The 23,694-nt window shown below is 37.2% G+C and carries 23 protein-coding genes; 6 read left to right on the top strand and 17 right to left on the bottom strand.

Features of this window, described 5'->3' with window-relative positions; all coding sequences use genetic code 11:
- Window positions 1–20 precede the first annotated feature (20 nt).
- The 3 genes from M3166_RS05025 to M3166_RS05015 all read right to left on the bottom strand — a co-directional run bounded on the left by M3166_RS05025 (window position 21) and on the right by M3166_RS05015 (window position 2,021).
- The gene (locus tag M3166_RS05025; RefSeq protein WP_251687937.1) at window positions 21–665 is read right to left on the bottom strand and encodes an alpha/beta family hydrolase; all 645 of its coding nucleotides are present in this window, start codon (window positions 663–665) and stop codon (window positions 21–23) included.
- Window positions 666–686: 21 nt separating this feature from the next.
- A complete protein-coding gene (locus M3166_RS05020) occupies window positions 687–1,487 on the bottom strand; it encodes a protein phosphatase 2C domain-containing protein (RefSeq protein ID WP_251687936.1) in 801 nt (266 codons plus the stop codon).
- Window positions 1,488–1,646: 159 nt separating this feature from the next.
- Window positions 1,647–2,021 carry an rRNA methyltransferase gene (locus M3166_RS05015; protein ID WP_251687934.1) on the bottom strand — a complete coding sequence of 125 codons (375 nt, stop codon included), beginning with the start codon at window positions 2,019–2,021 and terminating at the stop codon, window positions 1,647–1,649.
- 516 nt (window positions 2,022–2,537) lie between these two features.
- Here M3166_RS05015 and M3166_RS05010 point away from each other — a divergent pair.
- Window positions 2,538–3,911, top strand: coding sequence for a nucleoside-diphosphate sugar epimerase (locus M3166_RS05010; RefSeq protein ID WP_251687931.1), 1,374 nt, complete (start codon window positions 2,538–2,540; stop codon window positions 3,909–3,911).
- A gap of 112 nt (window positions 3,912–4,023) precedes the next feature.
- Here the strand turns inward: M3166_RS05010 and M3166_RS05005 are convergent, their stop codons facing one another.
- Together M3166_RS05005 and M3166_RS05000 are read right to left on the bottom strand one after the other, a co-directional pair.
- A complete protein-coding gene (locus M3166_RS05005) occupies window positions 4,024–4,191 on the bottom strand; it encodes a hypothetical protein (protein ID WP_251687929.1) in 168 nt (55 codons plus the stop codon).
- The gene (locus M3166_RS05000) at window positions 4,184–4,345 is read right to left on the bottom strand and encodes a transcriptional regulator (RefSeq protein ID WP_251687927.1); all 162 of its coding nucleotides are present in this window, start codon (window positions 4,343–4,345) and stop codon (window positions 4,184–4,186) included. Before M3166_RS05000 ends, M3166_RS05005 begins: the two co-directional genes overlap by 8 nt.
- Before the next feature lie 199 nt (window positions 4,346–4,544).
- Here M3166_RS05000 and M3166_RS04995 point away from each other — a divergent pair, with 199 nt between their 5' ends.
- Window positions 4,545–5,804, top strand: a complete 1,260-nt coding sequence (locus M3166_RS04995; RefSeq protein ID WP_251687925.1) for a mechanosensitive ion channel family protein — start codon at window positions 4,545–4,547, stop codon at window positions 5,802–5,804.
- A gap of 131 nt (window positions 5,805–5,935) precedes the next feature.
- Here the strand turns inward: M3166_RS04995 and M3166_RS04990 are convergent, their stop codons facing one another.
- On the bottom strand, window positions 5,936–6,877 hold the full coding sequence (locus M3166_RS04990) for a tyrosine recombinase XerC (RefSeq protein WP_251687923.1): 942 nt from the start codon (window positions 6,875–6,877) through the stop codon (window positions 5,936–5,938).
- Window positions 6,878–7,154: 277 nt separating this feature from the next.
- Between M3166_RS04990 and M3166_RS04985 the strand changes: the two genes are divergently transcribed.
- On the top strand, window positions 7,155–8,576 hold the full coding sequence (locus tag M3166_RS04985; protein ID WP_251687921.1) for a CorA family divalent cation transporter: 1,422 nt from the start codon (window positions 7,155–7,157) through the stop codon (window positions 8,574–8,576).
- Window positions 8,577–8,629: 53 nt separating this feature from the next.
- On the opposite strand, the gene M3166_RS04980 is transcribed toward M3166_RS04985, so the two are convergent.
- Together M3166_RS04980 and M3166_RS04975 are read right to left on the bottom strand one after the other, a co-directional pair.
- Window positions 8,630–9,034: a hypothetical protein gene (locus M3166_RS04980; protein WP_251687919.1), complete on the bottom strand. Its 405-nt coding sequence runs from the start codon at window positions 9,032–9,034 to the stop codon at window positions 8,630–8,632.
- Window positions 9,035–9,072: 38 nt separating this feature from the next.
- Window positions 9,073–9,942 (bottom strand): tyrosine-type recombinase/integrase, encoded by an 870-nt coding sequence (locus tag M3166_RS04975; protein WP_251687917.1) that lies wholly within the window; start codon window positions 9,940–9,942, stop codon window positions 9,073–9,075.
- Between the two features lie 172 nt (window positions 9,943–10,114).
- Here M3166_RS04975 and M3166_RS04970 point away from each other — a divergent pair, with 172 nt between their 5' ends.
- On the top strand, window positions 10,115–10,918 hold the full coding sequence (locus tag M3166_RS04970) for an enoyl-CoA hydratase/isomerase family protein (RefSeq protein ID WP_251687915.1): 804 nt from the start codon (window positions 10,115–10,117) through the stop codon (window positions 10,916–10,918).
- Window positions 10,919–11,128: 210 nt separating this feature from the next.
- Here the strand turns inward: M3166_RS04970 and M3166_RS04965 are convergent, their stop codons facing one another.
- Together M3166_RS04965 and M3166_RS04960 are read right to left on the bottom strand one after the other, a co-directional pair.
- A complete protein-coding gene (locus tag M3166_RS04965) occupies window positions 11,129–12,493 on the bottom strand; it encodes an FAD-binding oxidoreductase (RefSeq protein ID WP_251687913.1) in 1,365 nt (454 codons plus the stop codon).
- 168 nt (window positions 12,494–12,661) lie between these two features.
- Window positions 12,662–13,462: a hypothetical protein gene (locus M3166_RS04960; protein ID WP_251687911.1), complete on the bottom strand. Its 801-nt coding sequence runs from the start codon at window positions 13,460–13,462 to the stop codon at window positions 12,662–12,664.
- Between the two features lie 182 nt (window positions 13,463–13,644).
- Between M3166_RS04960 and M3166_RS04955 the strand changes: the two genes are divergently transcribed.
- The gene (locus M3166_RS04955) at window positions 13,645–14,808 is read left to right on the top strand and encodes an aminotransferase class I/II-fold pyridoxal phosphate-dependent enzyme (protein ID WP_251687909.1); all 1,164 of its coding nucleotides are present in this window, start codon (window positions 13,645–13,647) and stop codon (window positions 14,806–14,808) included.
- Window positions 14,809–14,853: 45 nt separating this feature from the next.
- On the opposite strand, the gene M3166_RS04950 is transcribed toward M3166_RS04955, so the two are convergent.
- From M3166_RS04950 to M3166_RS04940, 3 genes are all read right to left on the bottom strand, one after another.
- Window positions 14,854–15,246: a cysteine synthase gene (locus M3166_RS04950; protein ID WP_251687907.1), complete on the bottom strand. Its 393-nt coding sequence runs from the start codon at window positions 15,244–15,246 to the stop codon at window positions 14,854–14,856.
- A 107-nt stretch (window positions 15,247–15,353) separates the two neighbouring features.
- Entirely contained in the window at window positions 15,354–16,565 is a 1,212-nt protein-coding gene (locus tag M3166_RS04945; protein WP_427711591.1) for an AI-2E family transporter, read from the bottom strand.
- A gap of 93 nt (window positions 16,566–16,658) precedes the next feature.
- Window positions 16,659–17,597, bottom strand: a complete 939-nt coding sequence (locus tag M3166_RS04940; RefSeq protein WP_251687905.1) for an LCP family protein — start codon at window positions 17,595–17,597, stop codon at window positions 16,659–16,661.
- 287 nt (window positions 17,598–17,884) lie between these two features.
- Here M3166_RS04940 and msrA point away from each other — a divergent pair, with 287 nt between their 5' ends.
- Entirely contained in the window at window positions 17,885–18,406 is a 522-nt protein-coding gene (msrA, locus tag M3166_RS04935) for a peptide-methionine (S)-S-oxide reductase MsrA (RefSeq protein WP_251687903.1), read from the top strand.
- A 72-nt stretch (window positions 18,407–18,478) separates the two neighbouring features.
- Here msrA and M3166_RS04930 read toward each other — a convergent pair whose 3' ends face one another.
- The 4 genes from M3166_RS04930 to M3166_RS04915 all read right to left on the bottom strand — a co-directional run bounded on the left by M3166_RS04930 (window position 18,479) and on the right by M3166_RS04915 (window position 23,441).
- Complete coding sequence (locus M3166_RS04930; RefSeq protein WP_251687901.1) at window positions 18,479–19,726, bottom strand: helix-turn-helix domain-containing protein; 1,248 nt, start codon at window positions 19,724–19,726, stop codon at window positions 18,479–18,481.
- Window positions 19,727–20,010: 284 nt separating this feature from the next.
- Window positions 20,011–21,774, bottom strand: a complete 1,764-nt coding sequence (gene recQ / locus M3166_RS04925) for a DNA helicase RecQ (protein ID WP_251687899.1) — start codon at window positions 21,772–21,774, stop codon at window positions 20,011–20,013.
- Between the two features lie 307 nt (window positions 21,775–22,081).
- Window positions 22,082–23,191, bottom strand: a complete 1,110-nt coding sequence (locus tag M3166_RS04920; protein WP_251687898.1) for a hypothetical protein — start codon at window positions 23,189–23,191, stop codon at window positions 22,082–22,084.
- Window positions 23,192–23,279: 88 nt separating this feature from the next.
- Entirely contained in the window at window positions 23,280–23,441 is a 162-nt protein-coding gene (locus M3166_RS04915) for a hypothetical protein (RefSeq protein WP_251687896.1), read from the bottom strand.
- Between the last annotated feature and the right edge of the window lie 253 nt (window positions 23,442–23,694).

Below are 23,694 nucleotides of genomic sequence, written 5' to 3'. Positions count from 1 at the left end.
TTGGTGGAAGGTTTTTTTCATTAAAATTCATCGATTTCCTTAATGACCGTTTTTAACAAATCAATTGAACGGACAGGATCGCCCTTATACTGCAGGCTGTGATCCGCTCCTTCCAGTAGTCTTGACACCAGTTTTGGATTATTGGCGAATTGACGATATCTTTCCGCATTATAATGCGTGTCATCATCCCCAATAAAACATAAACTTTCGTTACGGCTGTGTAACATTGATTCAAAAACATCATCCCGATTAAGAAGCGGCGTTAACCATACAGCCTTTGCATTATGAAAGATTTCTTTGTCTAACAATGAAGCCATAGCAATCGTTCCTAGAGACTTTCCAACAAGATAATAGCCATCATATGAGTTCTCTTCTAAAACTTTATCAATGACTGTACCTACATCATGTTTAATCGCTTCAACGAGCTCATCCATAGTGAAGGAATCATAAAACTTATCGTTATACGTATAATTCACCTGCAGCACATCCACCGATTTATGTGAAAACACGCCCGTCGAATAATGAAGAAGTGGTGCTTGCGCGGTATAGCCAGCTCCAGGAAGCAAAATCGCCAATTTTGAGGCATGCTCATCGGTACTTAAAACAGTATAATCAATATCCTTACCTTTATAACCTTTGATAAAATCTGTTTTAACTTTAAACATATATAAAACCCCTCCTATAAATTATTTATTACTTGGTTCAGTTGCATTTTGATCGACATCAACCGTCCATGAAACAATTGTTGTACTGTCCCGTACACCTTTTGCTTCAATCTCTTTTAATAGCTGCCTTACAGAATCGTGTAGAGACTGGGCATGGTCAAATACATTCATAATATCCTTCGGGTTATCAAATGTAGTTTGAGGACATTCCGTTAGTCCGTCCGTTGTCAAAAACAGCTGATTCCTTCCTTTTCGCAATTCTCTGCGACCCGTACTGTAACACGGCACATCCAATTCAAATGTATTGACACTCCCGATCCACTCGTAGAAATTTCTTTGATTTAACTGATATTGCTGCATTTCAGCCAATTCGGGATGAAATAAATGAAAAATACAGTCCCCAACTGAAAACCACCAAATATATTTGTCTTTCCTTAACACGATCAGACATGCCGTTTCCCCTTGTACTTCACGGCAACGGGCTAAAAAGAGCGGATTTTGAAAAATATGTAGGATATGATGATCTAATTCCAGAAAAGCTTCAGAAAGTGGCTTGTTAAAAATTGAAGTCAGATTATGTTCTTCTTTCGTAAAAGTTTCCACGACAAGTTCGGCACTTTCCGCACTGTTATGAGCATCCAAAATCATGACAAATTCCCAATTCTGTTCTTCATTCACCCAGACGATACAACCATCCTCGTTTTTATATTGCCCTGCTGATGAATGGCCACCAAACCGTCCAATTGTAAGATTCTTGAATTGCTGAATGTGCGGTAAATCAACAAAATGCGTTTCGCTCCCTACCCAACTGAATTTGAACATTTCTACTAACCTCCTTATACTCTTTATAGATTTCCATAGTATAGCACCAATAAAATGAATTTGTAAAATATGGAATAAATTTAGGGGGAAGGTAGGAAATTCGCCACTTTATATAACAAAAAAGCAATCGGTTCCCCAATTGCTTTCATCATTTTTTTATTAAACTTCTACACGGTAACGCCAATTTGCGTGTTTAACATCCTCATAATTGATATACGCAACACTTGCTTCAATGACGTCGTTTAAGTTCAGGCTATGATCCTTTGCAAATTCTTTCAGGCTATCCAGTAATTCTTTATCGCATGTCGTCCGGAATTCGATGCGATCTTTAGGCCGGTTTTTTTTGTCGTAAACGATTGAACCGGATTCGATTAAATTACTATAACCATTTTCCAATAAATAACCGATATGTGTGTCATATTTTTCGGCAAGCTGCTTTAAACTGTTAATAATTGCCGCGCTCATTCGCGTTTTGTACCGGATTCTAGATTCATCTGTTGTTTGAATCAGTTTCCCATTATGTATCTTCCACATTGTCATTCTCCTATCAGCAATTCGTTACGTATATTATAGCCATTATTGCACAAAAGAAAACACTCCTTATGGCATAAGGAGTGAAAGGCGTAAAGTTGCGGTCGGTATTGCCTATTAAGTTGTAATGTTTCGTACGTTAGTTTAACATCATATAAAACGTTTGAGCTGAAATTTTCAATGGTATATCTCAATAATGGTATATCTCAATTCGTGTATGCATTACGCTCGCCTAACTTTTGCTGGCATCTTTCGAAAATCTTCGTTAAAGCATTTTTGTTCATTAATTGCCTAAAATAAACTGTGAATGTTGCTTTATAAACGCATACAACGAAGCTAATAGAAATCATCATATAAACAATCTAAACTAGTGGTTAACTTACATCTACTCTTCAGTGACCGCAACTTTACTTACAAGTAATATACCACGTCAAAACATCCTTAAACCTAATTTGCGAACTTTTTTTTCGGAATTTCAATGATTCAAGTATATAATAGTAGGAACGGAGGTGTCTTAGCATGCTAAAAATTAAAAAGATCGAGTTTATTAAAGTTCTGTATGATGACGCATTAGCGCAAAATATCTTTTCAATCGCGAATATTACGTTTTCAAATAGAAATCCGATTCAAGGAGCCCTCCTCTACTGGCAGCAAAATGAATCAAAGGAACCTTATACAAAAGAAGGCGATTACAAGTTTTTCTATGACTTGGCAAAAGCGCAATATTTTGCTGCTGTAAAGTTTCCGAAAGACTGTGAATTAACACGGGATGAACGCCAGGAACTTGCCTATATCTTACTGGAAGAGCGCGGAGCAATCGGGACGTATAGTTTTGTTTCGACGAAGCCAAAAGCAACTTTCCATTTAAATAGTGCTTTTCAGGAAATTCCGTTCCCTGCACAGTTTTCGGTAGATGATTTTAATGATCTGTCCATTGTGAAACAAATGGAATCGAATGATGAAACTGTTTACGAGCAGCTTCCATATGACCGTGTATTTTTAGAAGCTTACCGAAACTGGTGCCATCAAGCAGTCCAGTTGCATCCTTCCCGCTTGACGGCTTATTTTCAATACTTGCCGTCTACGTATGTAAGTTATGCGAACCCGCTTCTATCAGAGCAGTTTATAATCGATTATTTGCCCGATGTGGATCTGGAAGCACTCCAGTATAACAAGCCTGTACTTGCGCGGTTGTCGATGTCCTTTAAACGTTATTTAGTAACAACATTAATGGCCAACAAAAAGCGTTTGAATCCGGATTTTGTCGATCAACTGGATGACTTCATTGAAAGTAATGTCTTTTATAATTCATTTGAGCTTATTTATTTACCGGAAGCCGATGAAATCCCGGATATGGATATGCAGCTTTTCGAATATGACCGCGGTTCGTATAAATGGTCTGGGAGTGAGCATTTAGTGAAAGGAATTCCGTCACTAGTCAGTCAGAAGTATAACCGGTATGGGGACCGACGATTAACAAATGCCGAAATGGATAAAAAATTTAAGGCATACAGTGACGAACAAAAACAGTTATTTACCGCAATTGCGGAGCTGCATTGGCTGAATAAGTACAAAAATGAGCTGGATTGGTCTTACATTTGCCAATATAATGTGCATTTAACGGAACAATTTTTAACGGCGCATATCAATTATGTCGATTTCAATGCGCTGGGCCAAAACACGGATATTGCAGTAAATGAGGATTTTTTATCGACCTATTTACACCGGTTTAACCATCAAAAAGCGGTTCCGTTAATAATCTCTCATTTGACAGAGCAGTTCTATTTAACACATAAAGATGAAATCAAAGTCGATCTCGATTTGCTGTATAAATATATGGACAATATCGATGAGGAAGAGTTTTTGCGAATTGAAAGTTATTTGCTTGATTAATAAAGGCCTGCTTTGTAACTCGATTACGAAGCAGCCTTTTTGATTTACAAAGAGCCAAACAATAAAAAAAATCAATCTACAACGGATTCGTAGATTGATTTATAACAGTAGATTAAGTTGTAATTTCATAAACACCTCGATGCAGCATGGCGTAATTTGCACATATGTGGGACATTTCCATCGTCAAATCGGGCTGGATATAGTGGATGTTCACGAGTTCGATTGAATGAATCGGCATTACATCCTTATAATAAACTGTTTCGGTTTGAGGACTAATCATTTTGTCTCATCTCCTGTTCCATTGCATAGCCGTTATACGCAAGTAATTGCTGATAGGAAAGCTGATTTACGTAATACCGGAAATTCAATGGCTGTAATCCAAACTGTTCACACTTTTCTACATACATTTTATACCCTTTTTCAAAATAACTCATTGTTCTTCTCTCCTTTGTTATATAACAGTTTTTATTTGTAAATTAAATATATAACAGTTTAGGGACAGTGTCAATGAATTATCTGAATCTTTATTTTACTTCCGGAAATTTTCGACAAGGGTTTTTATCAGGAATCCGCAGTAGACAATCATTTCATCTTATCGACATCTTTGTTACCATAGGAGGCGGGAGGAATTAGATGAATCTTATTTATAAAAAACTAATCGATTTTGGCGTAAATACTATAGTTGCTGAGTATCTCTCAGTGGGAATCATGATTATTTTTATCGTGCTCCTTTGTTTATTGGCAAACTTTATAACTAAAAAGATTGTCATCAGATTTATTACACATATTGTGAATAATAATAAATATACGTGGGATAACATCCTTTTAGAAAAGAAAGTATTCCACAAGTTATCTCATATCGTTCCGGCGATTATTATTTATCATTTTGCTGAAGCTTTTACGTATCAGGACCTCATTGAAAAAGGGGCCACTACGTATATCATCATCGTCGTAATAAGTCTAATAGGCAGTTTATTGAATGCTGTTCATGATATTTATCAAACATTTGAAATTTCCAAAGTTCAGCCGATTAAAGGTTATATTCAAGTAGCGAAAATTATTGTCTATGTACTGGGGATTATATTAATCATCGCGAACTTAATTGGTAAAAATCCACTGATTATCCTAAGTGGACTTGGTGCACTGTCAGCTGTGCTGCTGCTCGTTTTTAAAGACTCCTTATTAGGTCTTGTCGCAGGGATTCAATTAACATCTAATGATATGGTCCGTGTAGGAGATTGGATTGAAATGCCGAAATACGGCGCAGACGGTGATGTCATTGATCTTTCATTAAATACCGTAAAAGTCCAAAACTTTGATAAAACAATAACAACGATTCCTAGTTATGCATTGATTTCGGATTCTTTTAAAAACTGGAGAGGTATGCAAGTTACTGGTGGCAGAAGGATAAAACGCTCCATCTTTATTGATACAACAAGTATCGCGTTTTGTTCTGAGGAAAAGATCAAGGAGTTGCGCAAGATTCATTATCTTACGGACTATATTGATACGAGACAACGGGAAATTACGGAATACAATATTAAACATCGTATTGATATTAGCCATCAGGTGAATGGCAGAGCACTGACAAATGTCGGGTTGTTCCGAACATATATTAGCAACTATTTAAAAAACCATCCAGGAATCCATAAAGATATGACAACGATGGTAAGACAATTGGCGCCAAGTGAACATGGGTTACCACTTGAAATTTACACGTTCTCAAACGATATCAACTGGGCAGTTTATGAGTCGATCCAATCGGATATATTCGATCATCTCTTTGCAATCGCATCCGAGTTTGACCTGAGACTCTTCCAAAATCCAACCGGAAATGATTTTAAAGCAATGAACTCCATACAACTGAATAAAAATGAAGGCGAATTACATTAATTGATCGCTTAAAAAAACACCCGTTTTCTAACAAATAGAAAATGGGTGTTTTTTGGATTTTAACAGGATATGTGCCGATCTTCTTTCCTGATTAAGTCTTTTATATTTATTTAGTTTACATAATATTATTATTATAAATTATTGAATGGATTATTTTTAAGTACTTCCTGAATTTGTTCGTCTTCGATATGCGTATAAATTTGTGTTGTTGCTACACTCGAGTGGCCAAGAATATGCTGCAATGTTCGAATGTCCGCTCCGGATTTATACATCATGGTCGCGGAAGTATGTCGAAGTTTATGCGGTGTCAGCTTTTCTTTCGGTGACTGACTGTTGGCGTTGATCACTTTCACGATCCGTGCAATCGACTGTCTCGCAAAACGTGTCCCTTTTTGAGAAATGAACAGTGGTTCTTTCCCTTCCCCTTTATATGCATGTCGCTCCTGTAAATACTTTTCTAATGCATTTATACACGCATCATTTAAATACACATGCCGTTCCTTATTCCCTTTCCCGATCACCGTCAGCATTCGGCCATTGATGGAATCGATATTGAGTGAACACAACTCGGAAACACGAATACCGAGGTTCAGGAAAAAGACCATCATGCATTCATCGCGTGCACTGTAAGACTGTATCTGTACAGCACCGATAAAATCCTTTGCCTCATTATAATTTAAATAAACCGGTTGGCGTCGTCCGATTTTTGGTGTTTCCAAATGTTCAGCCGGGTTTTCATTAATTAGACGGCGCTTTCCTTTTAAATATTTGAAAAAGGATTTTAATGTTGCTACTTTACGAGCGCGGGCTGCAGAGGAGTTGCCGCGTTGTACTTCGCAATACTCCATAAACAAATATAAGTCTTCCAGAGACACTTCTTTAATTTGATCAACTGTAAACGTAGAAATGTCGATTGTATGTAAACGGTCTAACGGGATATCTTCTTCGATCGCTTTTAGAAAACGCATGAACAAAATAAGATCATATTCATATTCTTTTCGGGTTCTTTGGGACTTTCCCGTAATCGTTGTTAAGTAAATTAAAAAATCACGTAAAAATTTCGGCAGCTTCATTTTCGTCCAATCCCCTTCTATTTCGCTCTAATTATAGCATAAAAAATGTTCCCAAATTCATATTTGGGAACATTATTGCTAATTTAGTAGATTTAAGCGGTTTTTCGACAATAAATAGAAACATATGTTCTTGTTTCGCGATTTCGCTCTCAGACGAAGTGAAATGTCGAATCGTGTATGATGACCCGTGTCGAATCGTCTGAGATCGATTTCTGTCGAAGCCCTTTTTGGTTAAATTTATCGAATTTTGGGAATAGATGTTCCAGGAGGTGAAAGGATGAATTCGCTAAAAACCCACTATGTTTTTTATTATCCTTTCAATTATCGACAGTACGATTTTGAAAAGTTACAGCAAGTATTAAAGCGCAACAAATTTTATCACTTTACGATCGATGAAGAGGAATTTAACGAAACACTTTACGGACCCGATATTAAAGTATCCCCCCAATTGTTAACGCAATTCTTTTATCCTTTCATGGAGGAGAAATTATTGAATGACGAAATTTCCGTACGAAACTTCAACCGTTACTCGAAAAAAATCCAATGTGAAGGAAAAATGAAGACGGCATTCGATGAAATTCCATTTACGTTATTGAGTGCGGATATTAATCTGTGTCCATTTGGTATTGGAATTTTAGCGCTGAGAATTCAGTTGGCGGATAATGTCGATATGAATGCCGCGTTATCATTCGGTCATTTTTTTAGAGTGCTGCGGCCAAAAATTGATGAAGAGCTTGGTACGGAAATTTATTACGACAATTTTTTCTTTAATAATACAGACGAATTATTATTAAAAAAAATCGCCCCATTTTTGGAAAATTATTTTGTTGATTATTCATCAATTCACAAAAACATAAGCAAAATCCCATTTTTTGAAGATGAGCGCATGTATGTCAGTGCTTTTTTTCATATGGGAGAAGACGCGGAAATCGATGAACATTTACTGTATCGGGCAGGACAATTAAATGGTCGGGACAGCAAAGGGGGTCCTTATATTTCGAGTACAAATGAGGAGTATATCAAACGCTTTGTTGAGGAACATTGCTACGAAAGATGGGCACCAAAATTTCATATTATTACAACATTGCAAGGCCATATTCACCTATCATCCGTAGATGACAAAAGCATGTATAAAAATTTAAACAGCTTTCACTCAGTCTCTTACTATACATTGCTTATTCACTATTTTTATAAGCTGATGTTGTTAAAGCTCGTATTCGAACATAGTGAATTAAAGTTTTCAAAAGATAAGGATATTGTAAAGGAGTTAATCGAACAGATTACGAAGTTTGCATCGAGGTATTATTTTACTGAGGTATCGGCACGTACAGAGGGGAAGGAAATCTCGCACTATTTCAGGAAAGTATTCCGTATTGACGGACTATACCGCGAGACGAAAGAAACGCTAGAAGAACTGTACCGGATACAGGAAGACCGTTCAACAGACCGGTTAAATAAACTGATTTTTATTTTAACGATTTTCAGTATGATTTCCGGTATATACGGAATGAACCTTGTCATTGAAATGCTGGCAGAGCCATTTAAACTATCCGAAATTTTTAGTTTTACTTTCTTTGAATGGATCGCACTTATACTGATGGTTATCGGCTTACTGACGCTGGCACTGCTCATTTTAAACCAGGTTTATAAATATTCAATTAGCTATTACGGGAAAATAAACAGGCGACGACAACGCTAAAGGGGGTATGGGATGAGTCAATTGACTGTTCCCATATCCCCTTTTTATACCAACTAGACAAATAATGTAATTAGTTCCCCATTACGCTCGACTTTCCAGTTTGAAGAAAGCATTCCGCGAATGTGCTGTTCAGTGATCGGATCGACTTTTAATGATTGCAGACCGTTCCCTTCAGGCAGCAGTTCATACTGGTCATCGGAAATTTGAAAACGCATGCGCAGCAAGTTTTTCAAACCATTGATCGTTACAAATTTCACCTTATAGTTTCCTGCAAAAGCCCGTTCCATCTCTTCAGCCTTTTCATTCAATAAAATTTTCAAACTATCTGGATCTATATCATAAGTATCTGTTAATAGATACATTTCGTCATTTTCAATAAAGTGTTTAACTTGTTCAAATGTATAAGGATGAGTTTTTAATAATTCAATCGTATATGCTTCCATCATTGAAATTGCCATTGTATTCCCTCTCAATCTTTCATCAATCATATTAATTACTAGCCGTTTTTCGGGAATCGTTGTTCTCGTTCAAGCAGGACGCCTTTTCTCGCATAGCCGAACTGCTCATACAAAACTTTTGGATCCTCTTTTTTTGTTAATAGTTTTTGAATTGCATGATAGCGCATATTGGTAGCGGTCACTTTAAATTGGAGCTGTTCGGACATCGACTTAAAAATCCGTTCGATCGTTTTGACGGTGACCGGCTCCCCCATTTTATTACCGACACCGAGCCAAACATACGGTGACTGCTCCGTTAGCGGCATGAATTCAATTGTATGGCGTTTATAGTCTTCAAGCAGTTCGAGCAGTTTTTTTGAACACTGCAAAACACGGTAACTTTTCGAAGCCAGTACAATGATTTCTCGCTTTTCGGCATGGATATGCTTCCATTCCATCCGCACAAGTTCTGCTGGTTTAATACCAAGCTCCGCAATGGTAAAAACAATGACGGTATTGCGTAATGCAAGCCATTCATGTTCCTCATTTAACGCAATCTCATACTGTTTCGGCCAATAGGCTAATGCCCGATTAAATTGCTTTTCCTTCAGTACATTCAGTTCCGTTTCCTGCTTTGTCAACGGAGCAATGATTTCTTCGTTATATACGGAAATCACACCGCGCAGCTGTAAGAAAGTAAGGAAATGGCGAATGGATGCGAATTTGCGGTTGACCGAATTGAACGAAGGATACTTTTCCTGAATCATTTTTGAATAAAGTTGCAATGCTTCATTAATCTGATTCTCATGTTGAATGATTTCCGCGAATTGCTTTGCGTCCAATGTATATTGTTTCGTCGTATGAAAGGATTTATTTAATGACTTCAAGTAAGCTGTAAACGCTTTAACATACGGTTGGATTTCTTCCACATTTTTCGCCCCTTTCTTTATATTGTAACATGCGAAGTGGTAATAATTACACGGATTTCATACATGAAATTGCTGAATATTCGATATATTTACTTGAACCATCCGGAATGCATGTTATTGTATATTGTTTCGTCTATAATGACTATGTATACATAATTAAGGGGGACCATCAATGCAAGTACGTACGACAAGACTTGAAGCAGAAGAAGCGAAAATCATTTATCAGGAAACTGCGGGGCTCGCCATTATTACGATTCATCGCCCGCAACTTAAAAATGCATTAACGGCGAATATGTGGGATCAGCTTGCCAAAATTGCATTGCGTACATTGGAAAATCCAAAAAACAAGGTGCTGTTATTGCGCGGATCTGGCGAGAACTTTACAGCAGGCTCGGATATTAAAGAATTTAATTCGATTTCTCTGGAAAAAGCGGAAGAAGCCTTCGTGCATATGGAAAAAACGATTTCGACAATAGAAAACTTGCCGATTCCGGTGATTGGTGTCATTAACGGACCGGCAATGGGTGCTGGGCTGGAGCTTGCCCTTGCATGTGATATTCGTATCGGCTCGGACAAAGCGAAAATGGGCATCCCGGTCGGTAAGCTCGGCATTACTTTGAATAATAAATTCGCTAAGCGATTAGTCGATTTGGTCGGACCATCCGCAACGAAAGATTTTGTATTCACTGGACGAATGTATAAAGCAGAAGAAGCATTTAAAGCTGGAATGCTCAATTATTTAGTTGCCGAAAAAGATCTGAACCGTTTTGCAATCCGTATGGGTAAGCTTGTTGCCGGAATGTCACCTGATTCCTTATTAGCAGTAAAACGCTCGGTTAAAGAATGTGTGGATTCGGCCCCTGTTTTATGGGAAAGATCAACACCATTTGTTTCCGAAAGAGACTTTTCTGAAGGTGTTCGTGCATTTGTTGAAAAACGTCAGCCGGTTTTCACAAGACAGCTTCCAAAACAATAAAAAAACTGCCTCCTTTATGCGAGGCAGTTTTTTCGTTAGGAATGCATCAAATTAAAGTTCCTTAATTAGACGCCATTCGTGCAGAATATACAAAGTCGTTTGAGCTGTTTTTAACAAGACGCTTGTCAAATGCTGTTGAATTGCCTGTAGTTCAATTGTTTTTTATTTAAGTTCTGTAACTGTAGCGAATTTCGACAAATCGTTCAACCACTAATCAAGAAAAATTTTGCCGGGGTTCATAATGTTGTTCGGATCAAATACCCGTTTAATCTCTTTCATCCACATGTAGGCAAGTCCGTGTTCTTGCTGTTGGTACTTTTTCTTACCATAACCTACACCATGTTCTCCCGTACAAGTGCCACCAAGTGACAAGGCGTATTCAACGACATGTTCATTCAGTTCTTTTGCTCTTGCAATCTCTTCTTTACTTTCCATATCTACCATCAGCAATATATGATAATTGCCGTCTCCTACATGCCCGACAATCCCCGCGTCAATCTGCATGTTTTCAATTTTCTCGCGGGAATTTTGAATCGCGTCCGGCAATGAGTTAATTGGTACAACAACATCTGTAGACATCAGTTTTTTCCCTGGTGCGGAATGAATATATGTATAAGCCATGTTATGTCGTAGCTCCCATAATTGATTGCGCGCACGTTCGTCCTGTTCAAATGCCAGCTCAATACAGCCATTGTCGTTCAATAATTCAGTCGCAAAAATAACATCTGACTGCAAACCTGCCTCATTACCATGGAACTCCAAGAATAGCGTTGGAGTCTCGGGGAAATTTGTTCCGGAAGCAAAGTTTACTTTTTCAATACTTTGTTTATCGACAAGTTCCATTCGGGCCATTGGTATACCGGCTTGTTTTAATGAAACAACAGCATCGACCGCTTTCTGTATCGTCTCAAATGTCGCGCGGCCGGCAACAATGCTTTCCGGAATCCCGAATACACGCAATGTCAATTCAGTAATGACCCCAAGTGTCCCCTCGGAACCGACCATTAAACCATTCAAATGATAGCCTGAAGAAGATTTCGCGGCCAATCCTCCAGTATGGATTACATCACCATTTGCCAAAACCACTTCTAAATCACGGACTTGGTCACGCATGATGCCGTAGCGTACAGAAGTTGTTCCACTCGCATTCGTCGCAGCCATTCCGCCTAATGTCGCATCGGCACCCGGATCGACTGAAAAGAATAAGCCATATTTCTTTAATTCTTTATTTAGCTGGCTGCGCGTGACACCTGGTTGGACCTTTACAAGAAAATCTTCCGGTCTTACTTCCAATACGGCATTCATAAGCGATAAATCCAAAGAGATTCCGCCTTGATAAGGAATCACATGTCCTTCTAGACTTGTACCAAGACCAAATGGCACTACTGGAATGCGCTGTTCATTTGCAAGCGCTACAATTTCGCTTACTTCCTTTGGAGTTTTCGGGTAGACAACAACATCCGGTAAATGCGGTTCATGATAAGACTCATCTCTCCCATGTTGTGTACGTAACACTTCATTTGTTGTCACTTGCTCATGTGTTAAAATTTGCTGTAGCTGTTCCATGTAATTCATCTCATTTCCCCCTTATATTCTCATTGCAACTTTAAAAGATTTGATCCAATCAGTACTTGATAATTAGAATATACTTAATCATCTAAAAATAGAAACTACAAATTTATTATACAATATTCTCCATATAAAAAGAGCTGACATATACATGCCAACTCCTCTTATTACTATTCACTTGATTCCTTTTATTTGCACATGAATCATTTCCGGTTCAATACCGAAATGCAATGAAAATTCCTGTGAAATTTCATTCTGAAGTTTATATAGATATTCCGGCACAACATAGGATACAGGTGACTTTAAATAAAGCCCGATTGTCATTTGCGGTACGCCGTCGGTTTGGATATTGGCTATTTCGAATTTTGCCAGTTTATCCTGTTTCTCAAGTACATGGTCCAACACGTCGGTAAATACATTCCGAGAAATATAAACACTATTTTGATGAAAATCCGGCTGTACGATCGTCGTTTCGCCAAGCTTAACTTGTGAAGAAGAGAAAATTTCCTTCCCTCGCTGAATAAGGCGTTTGAAAAAGTTCTGTTCTACTTGGCGGTACGGAACAGGCATAACATGTTTGCCCTGAATTTCCCGCACATATTTTGCAATGCGGATTTCCTTTTCTGTTCGGATATTATGGACATAGTGAAATTCATCGATTTCTCCTAGCTGTAACCGAGCTGCAATTCTTTTCGTCATTTTGTCGGATGTGCCGATCAGTAAAATGGATTTCACATCATGGGAGCTAATCGCCTCCAGTACTTCCGATTTATGTATGTCATCATCCAAAATGGCGCGGCGCACTGCTTTTAACGTGTTTTTCTCAAATTTAGCGGATGTCCCCGCGACTTTTTCACCGTTTACGATCAATATGCCGTCATCAATGATGGCTTCAATTTCATTGTCATGTGCAAATTGTAAAGCACTCGTACTCTTCCCAGTACCGCTTGGCCCACTTAATGAATAGATTTTCATTCTACACCTCTTAATCATTTATTTTCCTAAGAATAATATTTTCCAGTACCTATATTGCTATTCCACTACGGTTTCGTGCTTTATGCAGTGAATTAATTCTCTTTTCTGATTTCATCCCCATTATACGTGATGTGTGTGATAAAATGGTGCTTACAATTGAAAGTTTTAAGGAGTGTTAAAGATTGAATATCCAACCGTCTAAAAAAATGTCATTATTTGTGCCGGCTATATTTGGTGACTTAAAAAAACATGCAAAATTGCAAGAGCAAAAAGGAACGGTACTCATTGATTTAAGCCTTGGGAGCCCTGATATTGCTCCGGCGGAGAATTTACGCCAAAAAATGTCCGAGCTTACGGCACTCTCGTCTTCTTACGGCTATACTTTAACGGGTATTCAAACATTCAATGAAGCGGTATGTCGCTATTATAAACGAGTAAACAATGTTGAATTAGATCCGGAAACTGAAGTTGTCCAAACAATTGGCTCTCAGGAAGGTTTAGTCCATTTGCCAGTCGCATTCTGCGATCCTGGTGATATCGTACTTACTACAAACCCTGCATATGTCGCTTATGATGCAGGGATTCATTTGGCAGGTGCAACACCTTACTATATGCCATTAACTAAAGAAAATCAGTATTTACCGGATTTAACAGCCATTCCAGAAGAGATTCGCCAAAAAGCAAAATTACTAATTTTAAACTTGCCGGGTAACCCGGTACCAGCCATGCCATCGATCGCGTATTTTGAAGAAGTCGTGGCATTCGCGAAAAAGTATAATATTATCGTTCTGCATGATGCGGCCTATTCGGAATTTTACTTTAAGGGGGATGCCCCAATCAGCTTCCTTGCGACACCTGGTGCGATGGAAGTCGGTTTGGAAATCAACTCTTTATCGAAAAGCTTCAGTCTGGCTGGTACTCGTATTGCCTACATAGTTGGAAATGCACAATTAGTCGGGATTATGAAACAGCTGAAGTCGAACCTGGATTTTGGTATTTTTGAACCGATTCAGCAAGTAGCTGCTTTAGCGTTGGACAATGCCGAGCAAGTTACTACTGTACTGAGAGAAACCTTCTCTGTCCGTCATAAAACACTGATGGAAGGCTTAACATCAATCGGCTGGGAAGTTGCGCCAAGTGATGGCGGGATGTTTGTTTGGGCAAAATATCCGTATGATATTAAATGCATCGACTTTGCTTATAAGGCAATTGAAAAAACAGGTGTCGTGATGGTGCCGGGTACGGTATTTGGCACAGCCGGTGAAGGCTATATGCGTCTCGCATTAGTGCAGCCTGTCGAGCAACTGCAAGAAGCTGTTAAACGACTGTCCACAATAAAACTATAAACTAAAAGGCGTTGCTGTATGTAAGTATCAGCAACGCCTTTTCTTTTATTCAATGGCGCTATACGATATAACACCTTTTTCTTCGATTTCCATACCATCTAAAAATACAACGGTCGTTTGCAAGATGAGTTGCTCATCTTTACCGCATACCCAGCGTTCGTCTGGAATAATCTCAAATGGAATAATTTCACCATCTTTTGATCGAATCCCGCCAACTAACTGAAACGAGTGTTTGCCGACAATGGATAATTCGCCATCCAATTCTTCACAAAGTACTAGTAATGAAATGTAATCGATTTTATCCTCTTCATCCTCTGTATGTGATGTCACATAAACAGAACCATTTAATATATCTCCTTCAACAAGCTCTGTCTTTTCAATGACGGTCTCAACCTTCACGCCATTCTCTTCTAATGATGTTAGCCATTTGCTTAACATGTATACTCCTCCATTATAAATATGTAATTGGTAAAAAATTTTAAAAAGGGAGCGTGTTAAAAGTTTCGCTTTTAACACACCCCATCTTTACGTTATCCTGTTTAATGTTATTTCAATTCTTCATACAAATTCGTCTCGTCTGACTGAAAACGGTTGTAACGCAGTTTAAAGATTCGATAAGTATGTGAAATGAGCACTTTTATTAAAGCATAACCAGGAATACCTAGCACGACACCAGGGACTCCAAATAAAGAGCCAGCTGTTAATAATACAAAAATAATTGTAATAGGATGGATACTTAATGATTTACCCATAATCTGAGGGGATATAAACTTCCCTTCTATTAATTGTACAATTGTCCATACAATAGCTAACTTTACTAACAGCCATGGTGAATTCACAATCGCGATAATTGCAGCAGGTGTAGCTGCAATGGCGGGTCCCAAATATGGAACAACACTTGTGATCATTGCCAGGAAGCCAAGTAATAAAGCGTACGGCATTCCGATAATTAAAAAGCCGATTGTCATCATGACACCAATACAAAACGATACTAAAATCTGGCCTTGTATGTAGGAGCTAATTTGCTTGTCCATATCATGCAATACATCTCCAATTCGCTCACGCATACGCGGTGGGAATAGAAGTAAGATGAAGCGCGGCATTTTATCGCCCTCATATAATAAATAAAATGTAATAAACGGCACAATGACCAGCGATAAAATGATGCCTGTAACAGTTGATAGGAAACCTGTTATCCCAGAGGCTACACCAGTAGCTAAACTACCTAACGTTACTTTTACCGTTGTAATAAAACTATCTGTAAAGTCCGTTAGAATCTGATTGTAGTCAAAGTTAATTTTTTCGAAATACTCACTGAAATGAGAGTTATTTAAAAATGCTAATAAATCATTTGCAAGAGCCATTAAAACTACAGGGAATTCTTGCACTAAGTTTGTAAACTGATCACGTAAAAACGGAAAAACAAGTAACACAAGTAACGTGATCAAGGCAATTACTATAATATACAAAATTAGAATCGCCAATGCACGCGGCACTTTCCATCTCACTAAAAGCTTCAATGGCGGGCGTAATAAGTAAAACAAGATGGCCCCTAGTACACCAGGCAATATGATGACTTCAAATAATACATGTAACGGCTCGAATATAAAGGAAATTTTATCGTACACGAATACCGTACAGCCAACCAATAAGATGATCACTAATAAGAATAATAAATTTTTACCACCTAAAAATCGAATAAATTTAGAAGAGAAAAATTTAGACGTTTCCTGGGGTAATGAATTCATTTTATTCATTTCATTTTTTCTTTCCAAAAGACCACCTCAATATTTCAACAATATTTAATTTATACTTTATTTTAGCATGAATAACGAATGTACATATAATGCTTACTCGTTTAAATTTAAAAAATCATGTAAAATTTGCGAATTTTTCGCTATATCGATTTCCAGTACTTCCCCTGCATGTCGGTACTTGTTAATTTTGTAAGTACCCTCTGCTGGAATCGTCATTTTTTCAACATTGATTTCACCGCCAGACACGGCTTTTAATGCAGTTGTCAGCTGGTCTTTACTTGTTAAATCTGTCGTAATGTAACCTTGAGTAGCACCAATGAATTTAGGGATATTCGCTACGTTTTTCGGTGAAAATAGCTGATCCTTTAGAGCTTCAATTACCTTTTGCTGACGTGCCACACGTCCAAAATCACCTTCAGCATCACTTCGGAAACGGGCATAGCCGAGCAGTTCTTTACCGTTCAGGTTTTGAATGCCTTTTTTAATTTCCACATAGATTAATCCGCCCATATCTTTTTCCACATCCATTTCAATACCGTTTGGAGCTAAAATATCAATTAATGTTTCAAAGCTTTTAAAATCAATCATTGCATAATGATGGATTGGTATATCGAACATATTATTTAACGTTTCCTGAAGTAACGGTACCCCGCCTAAATAATAGGCCGTATTCAGTTTATATGATTGATAACCAGGTATGTCCGCATAAATATCACGCATAAATGATACGAGCTTCATATCATTTGTTTTTCTGTTCCAGGAAAGAAGCATCATCGTATCGGAACGCGATTTTTCCTCCCCTCGAGTATCAACACCTAAGATTAAATAATTTTCTATAGTCGGGTGATTATCATTTGGTTCAAAACCTTCTACTTCAATTTTTTTATCGCTAGCCAAGTTCTTCCCCTTATTATATTGTACATAGCTATATCCAATTACACTTAAAAGTAAAAGAAATACAACTACGAATAGTAATCGCCCTTTACGCATTTTTCTCTTTCGATAGCGCGTTTGTCGCGTCTGTTCTTCCATTCCTACAACTTCCTTTCTATTTCTGTGAAGTTTAGACGATTTACATTAAATTTAGTTGCAAATTACTTATAGTATACCATTTTATGCACATTTTCTTCCTAACTAATGAAATGTCCGCATATCTTTTTTTCTTTATTTTTATTACGCGACACATTATTATATGCTATTAAAAGATTAATAAATTGAAAGTCATTCCTTATCCATGTTAGAATACAGCATATTTAACAGCTATATTGAAATAAAGTACAGGTTGAATATGTGTACTGGTTTATGAGGAGTGATTCAAAATGGAGAAGGCAACATTTGCAGGTGGGTGTTTTTGGTGTATGGTCAAACCTTTTGATCAATGGGAAGGCATCGAAAAAGTAACGAGCGGTTATATGGGTGGACATGTGGAAAACCCTACATATGAAGATGTAAAACGTGGAGACACTGGACATGTGGAAGTTGTCGAGATTGAATTTAACCCGGAGATTTTCAGCTATGAAAAACTATTGGATATATACTGGATGCAAATTGATCCGACAGATGCTGGCGGTCAGTTCCACGATCGCGGTGAGTCTTACAAAACAGTGATTTTTACACATAGTGATGAACAGTATGCGGCGGCAATGCAGTCGAAGCAAAATTTGGCGGAAAGTGGACGATTTAAAAAGCCGATTGTAACTGAAATTAAACAGGCAGAAACTTTTTGGCCAGCGGAAGGTTACCATCAGGATTATTACAAAAAAGAAGAATCACATTATCAAGAAGACCGTGCAAAATCCGGGCGCGATGAGTTTATTGATGCTCACTGGAAAGAAAGCTAATCATTCTGAATAAAGAAACGTACCATTCGATATTTCGAGTGGTACGTTCTTTTTTGTATAGTGTTATTGAAGTTAAATGAATATTTCATTGAAAGCTTTGTAAATAAATTTCTTGTAAATTGTCTCGGGAAAGTCCTCTACACCATTTTTCGCAAAAATGATATCACGTTTTGCGGCTACTGCATCATTTTCATAGTATGAAGCTAATGCCCGTACAGCAAAGAACTGATAATATTTAGCCAAATCAATGGGATGGTGTAAGTAGTCAGGAATGGTTAAAGCAGTACCGATTTGGAGTGCTTTCGAGTAGTTTTGTAATTTAAATTCCGCATACATCTCTTCACCGATGAAGATAGGATTTTTAAATAAAAATAAGTAATCCTTCAGTTTTGTTTTATAATGATTAATTTCCGGAACGATTTGTGCGTAGTTCTTTTCAACAATGTTCATATAATGCAGCTTGCTGTATAAATAACGTACCGATATCGCTGGATCATCAGCAAACTCCGATAAAAGCATTAATTTTTCTATGTACTCTTTACTCTTGTTAATATCCTCATTCGCAATCGATTGAATAAATAACAAATGATAAAAGCGGTCCATACGATAAAATATTTGCTTCTTTTTAGCCATGTTTAATGCCTTTTGTAAATAGTGTTCAGACATTCTAATATCATCCGCTGCTGAATAGGAAATTGTTAAATTATAGTACAAATCAAGGATTACCATAGGGTCCATCATTAGCTCATATGGTTCGATACGTTTTTCACCTTGCTTTAAAATAGCTAATGTTTCATTGTAATTCCGCTGATCGATCGCAGCCTGGCATAAATAAAAATAACAACGAAGCATTCGACTATATGCATGGATTTCTTCGTACTGATCGATAAACTTCCAATATTCGTCGAGTGATTTGGCCTTGTTAATTGTACGATTCATTAAAAAATAAACTTCTCTTAAACGAATTTGTTCATAGTTCGTGCCTTGAATTTCCGATAAATAAGGTTCAATTTTTTCGATTATTTTAATCGTAAGTGATTGAAGCTCTTTAGGGTCGCGTATGAGCTTTCTTCGCTCTACATCTTCTTCGATTGTAGTGTACAAGTTTCTGAGCATTGTAAGTGTCCCGTCATCCAGAAGATAATCGACATCGACATTTAATCTTGTGGCAATAAAACGTAGACTTTCCATTGACGGTTGTGCTTTACCGTTCTCAATTAAACTTAGCATACCTTTCGTTAAACGTTCCCCCACTAACTCGGTTTGAGTTAATTTTTTCTGTTTCCTCAGCTTTTTGATGCGTTCACCTAGTATATTCAATATTTCACCTACACTTCTTAACTGAATATTCTTATTAAACTATGAATACAGAATTTTTACAATATCTTAACTTAAAGTTTAATGATTTAAACCGTAAAATAGTAAAAAAAGAATGTACTGCACTTGGCAATACATTCCTTTAGTATAGTGAGATAGCAAATTTCATGAGTAAAATGAATTTATTCGTTTAAAAATATTTTATAAAATAAATTGGATATCTTTAAAATATTTGTGAAAAGTTTAATTCAGAACAATCGTTAAAATTGTAATTATTTAACAATCAATTATGAATTTGCAACAATCGCCTCAATAAAAGTTTTACCATACTTCTCCAATTTGCTCTCCCCGACACCGCTTACCTCTAAAAATTGTGTACTGTTTTTAGGTTTACGGACACACATATCTTTTAATGATTTATCTGAGAAAACAACAAAAGGTGGAACTTTCTCACGATCGGCAATTTCTTTTCGTATTTTACGAAGAGTTTCAAATAGAGGATCGTTTGGCTCTACTGTAGATTCAATAATGCGTGCTTCTTTACGCAAAACCTTTTTTTGACCAAGCAGTACTTCTTTTCCTGCATCAGAAATGGATAACGTCGGGAACTGCCCATTATTTACGACAATCAGTTTTTCTGAAATTAAAAACTCGATAAAATTGGCAATCTCTTTCGCATTCATTGCACGCAAAATGCCATATGTCGGCAACTTTTGAAAATTAAATTCAAGTACTTTCTTACTGCGCGAGCCAGCCAATACTGAAGCGGTTAATTGTTTACCGAATTTTTGACCCATTCGGACGATACAGGACAATACTTTCTGTGCATCTGTTGTTACATCCAGCTGCGGACGGTTATCTGTGCAATTCGCACATCTGCCGCAATCTTGACCTGCCTCGTCACCAAAATATTCAATAATATAACTTTGTAAACAGCGCTCTGTATGACAGTAATCAATCATCGCATGCAGCTTTTGCAGTTCAAAAGGAATGCGAGAGCGATCTTGTGCCTGATCGATTAAGAAACGCTGTGTTTGTTCGTCGGAAGAGCTGTAAAGCAATATACACTCACTATCCAGTCCATCACGCCCTGCACGGCCTGCCTCCTGATAATAGCTCTCCATATTACGAGGCATATTGTAATGAAGCACATAGCGTACATTTGTTTTATTGATCCCCATCCCAAAAGCATTTGTTGCGACCATTATTTGAACTTCATCATTTAAAAAGCGATTTTGTTCATATGTACGGTCTTCTTCAAACATACCACCATGATATTTTGCTACTGCAAAACCGGCTTTGTTCAGCATTTCATAGACGGATTCCACTGATTTTCGGGTTGCTGCGTATATAATCCCTGCTTCATTTTCATTTGCTTTCACATATTTTTTTATATAGGTTTCTTTGTTTTCTCCAAGTAAAACCGAAAATGATAAATTTTCACGTGCGAAACCAGTAATAAATGTATTTTCTTTTTCGATGGAAAGAAGCTGTTGGATGTCTGCACTTACCTCTTCAGTAGCCGTTGCCGTCAATGCAATAACGGTCGGTTTCTTTTTCCATAAATGCAGCAGTTGCTGGATAGAACGGTAACTTGGTCGAAAATCATGCCCCCACTGAGATATACAATGTGCTTCATCAATTGCCAAGAGTGGTACATTTATTTGAGAAAGTTCCATACAAAAGCGCTCATTTTCGAGACGTTCCGGTGCAATGTAAAGCAATTTGATTTTACCGCTTTGGACACCATACATAACGTCCTGCACTTCTTCATAGCTTAGTGAACTATTAATATAAGCCGCTGAAATTCCACTGGATACAAGCATATCTACCTGGTCTTTCATAAGAGAGATCAATGGTGAAATAACAAGTGTCGTTCCTTCCATACACAGTGCTGGAATCTGATAGCAAAGGGATTTCCCGCCCCCTGTTGGCATAATAACAAGCGTATCGTTGTTATTTAATACGTTATCGATAATTTGGGTTTGACCAGGACGGAAAGAGTCATAACCAAAATTAGTTTTTAAATGTTGTAATGCTAGTGAAATCATAATCCCTCCTAAATAACTTCAATTTCTTTATTATACATGCAAATAAAAGTTCGTAAAAGGAACTTTAGTTTACATAATATATTTATAGAATAATTCACAATCACTGAAGAGCTAATTTATATATTTATGTCCCCTATTTCCAATATTTTCGACATATAAAAATAGAACCCTTTCTAAATAGGCAAACAATTTATTTGCATTATTTTTTGGGTTCCTTTATTTCTTATGAGCTATATTTTGTAATTAAATTTATACTATATAGTGTCGGATAATATGTTCTATTGAAAAAATCGCCTATTCTCTATTCTTATCTTTCGAATGTGGCGATAATATAATTTTCACTTTTTGTGTTAATACAACCGTTTAATACAAGGTGATTCTCTTTCACACCGATGAAATTGCATGTAAATTGCGCAGAACCATTGTTGACAACAATTCCCTTGTCATCATGTTTCATATTCCACTGAAGTTCACCTACAGTTAATTGAATGGCCGGCAGTTGCTCTATTATAAATAATTGTAATGCAGGTACTGCTTCCATTTCCTGTTCATCGGATAGTTGAACTTCCGGTACCATTTCTTCCGGCCGATACTCGTCTGTTAGAAAATTTGCTCCGATTACTTTAAATTGCTGTTGTTCTTGAACAAATGTGAGGCGTACTTCTTCTTTTTGTTCGTCCACCCCATCCACAAAATAATAGACCCCTTCTTTTCGCGCATCTTTTATTTGATAACCTTTAATCGGTTTCTTTATATACTGCAGTGCTTGTACTACATCATCTGAAGCGGTATATCCTTTTAAAGGAGTGTGGTCTTTCTTTACTATAGAATCATTTAGTTGGTTAATAAAATCCAGACCCGCCTTCTTTAGTTCATCACTATTGTACGTAAATATATTTTTTTCATAGTACTTCGTAAAGTTATCGATCTGTTCTTGATTTGTGTGTTCCATCAAATCGGTATTTTTTTGCAGCCGCTGTTGCCAATCCATCTTCTCTTCCATTGCTTCATCTAATAAACGGTCAATTTGATCTTTGTTCGCAGCAAATTCCTTATTTGCGGGTATATCTTCAATCGAATAGTCTTTGCCATTACGGATATGAATGATTGCGATATTATTTGCAACGTCGATTGCCTCTGTTTCCCCGAGCGTAATATTTTCATCATAAATAAGTGAATTCGGATGACTTGCAACGTCCTGTGCATTTACTACAATCCATTTATCTCGCTTACTTTGATGGATGACAAAGCCGCTAGTTGTTGTATTCGGTGAATGGATCGCCACCTCCCCATTCAAAACAACCGGTTCTTTCTTTTCTTCATTTGGTAATGTTTGTGCAACCCATTTGGCATCACCGGGTTTGTCGGAACATGCCGCCAATAAGAGAACAAAGATTAGGGTAAATAATTTTTTCATGCACTTCCCCTTTACCATAATTGTATTATGTAAACTAAAACGATTCATTAAAAAAAGAAGTGACTGAACGGATTCAGACACACCTCCATTATACTGGTTTCTTTTGTCCTTGCATTGAGATGATCGAAAATGACATAAAACCGAATAATATGACGATAATCCACTTCAAAACGTAATGAGTACCGATCATATCATACTCAATTGCAATGATTTGTGGGCCAATCGCACTTATCATAAAACCAACTGACAATACCTTGGAAATCCATCGTTTGCTTCGGCTTTGTTTTTTGCTTCACATCGTTTCTCTTTTAATAACTCATTAGTAAAACGGATTATAAATGTGTGACAACTAAATGATTCAGCTGTATAAGATTCGGTTATTTCCGATACGCTGTTATTTAATTTAACAATAAGACATGCTATAATAGAAACATTGTGTGCAAAAGAGAATTCTCTTTTTTAAGCAATCGAAAATACAAAGAAACAATTCAAGGAGGTACTTG

Source organism: Solibacillus isronensis (assembly GCF_023715405.1).
Classification (GTDB): Bacteria; Bacillota; Bacilli; order Bacillales_A; family Planococcaceae; genus Solibacillus; species Solibacillus isronensis_B.
Note: the sequence above shows the minus strand (reverse complement) of the source record. Positions and strands in the feature narration are given on the sequence as shown.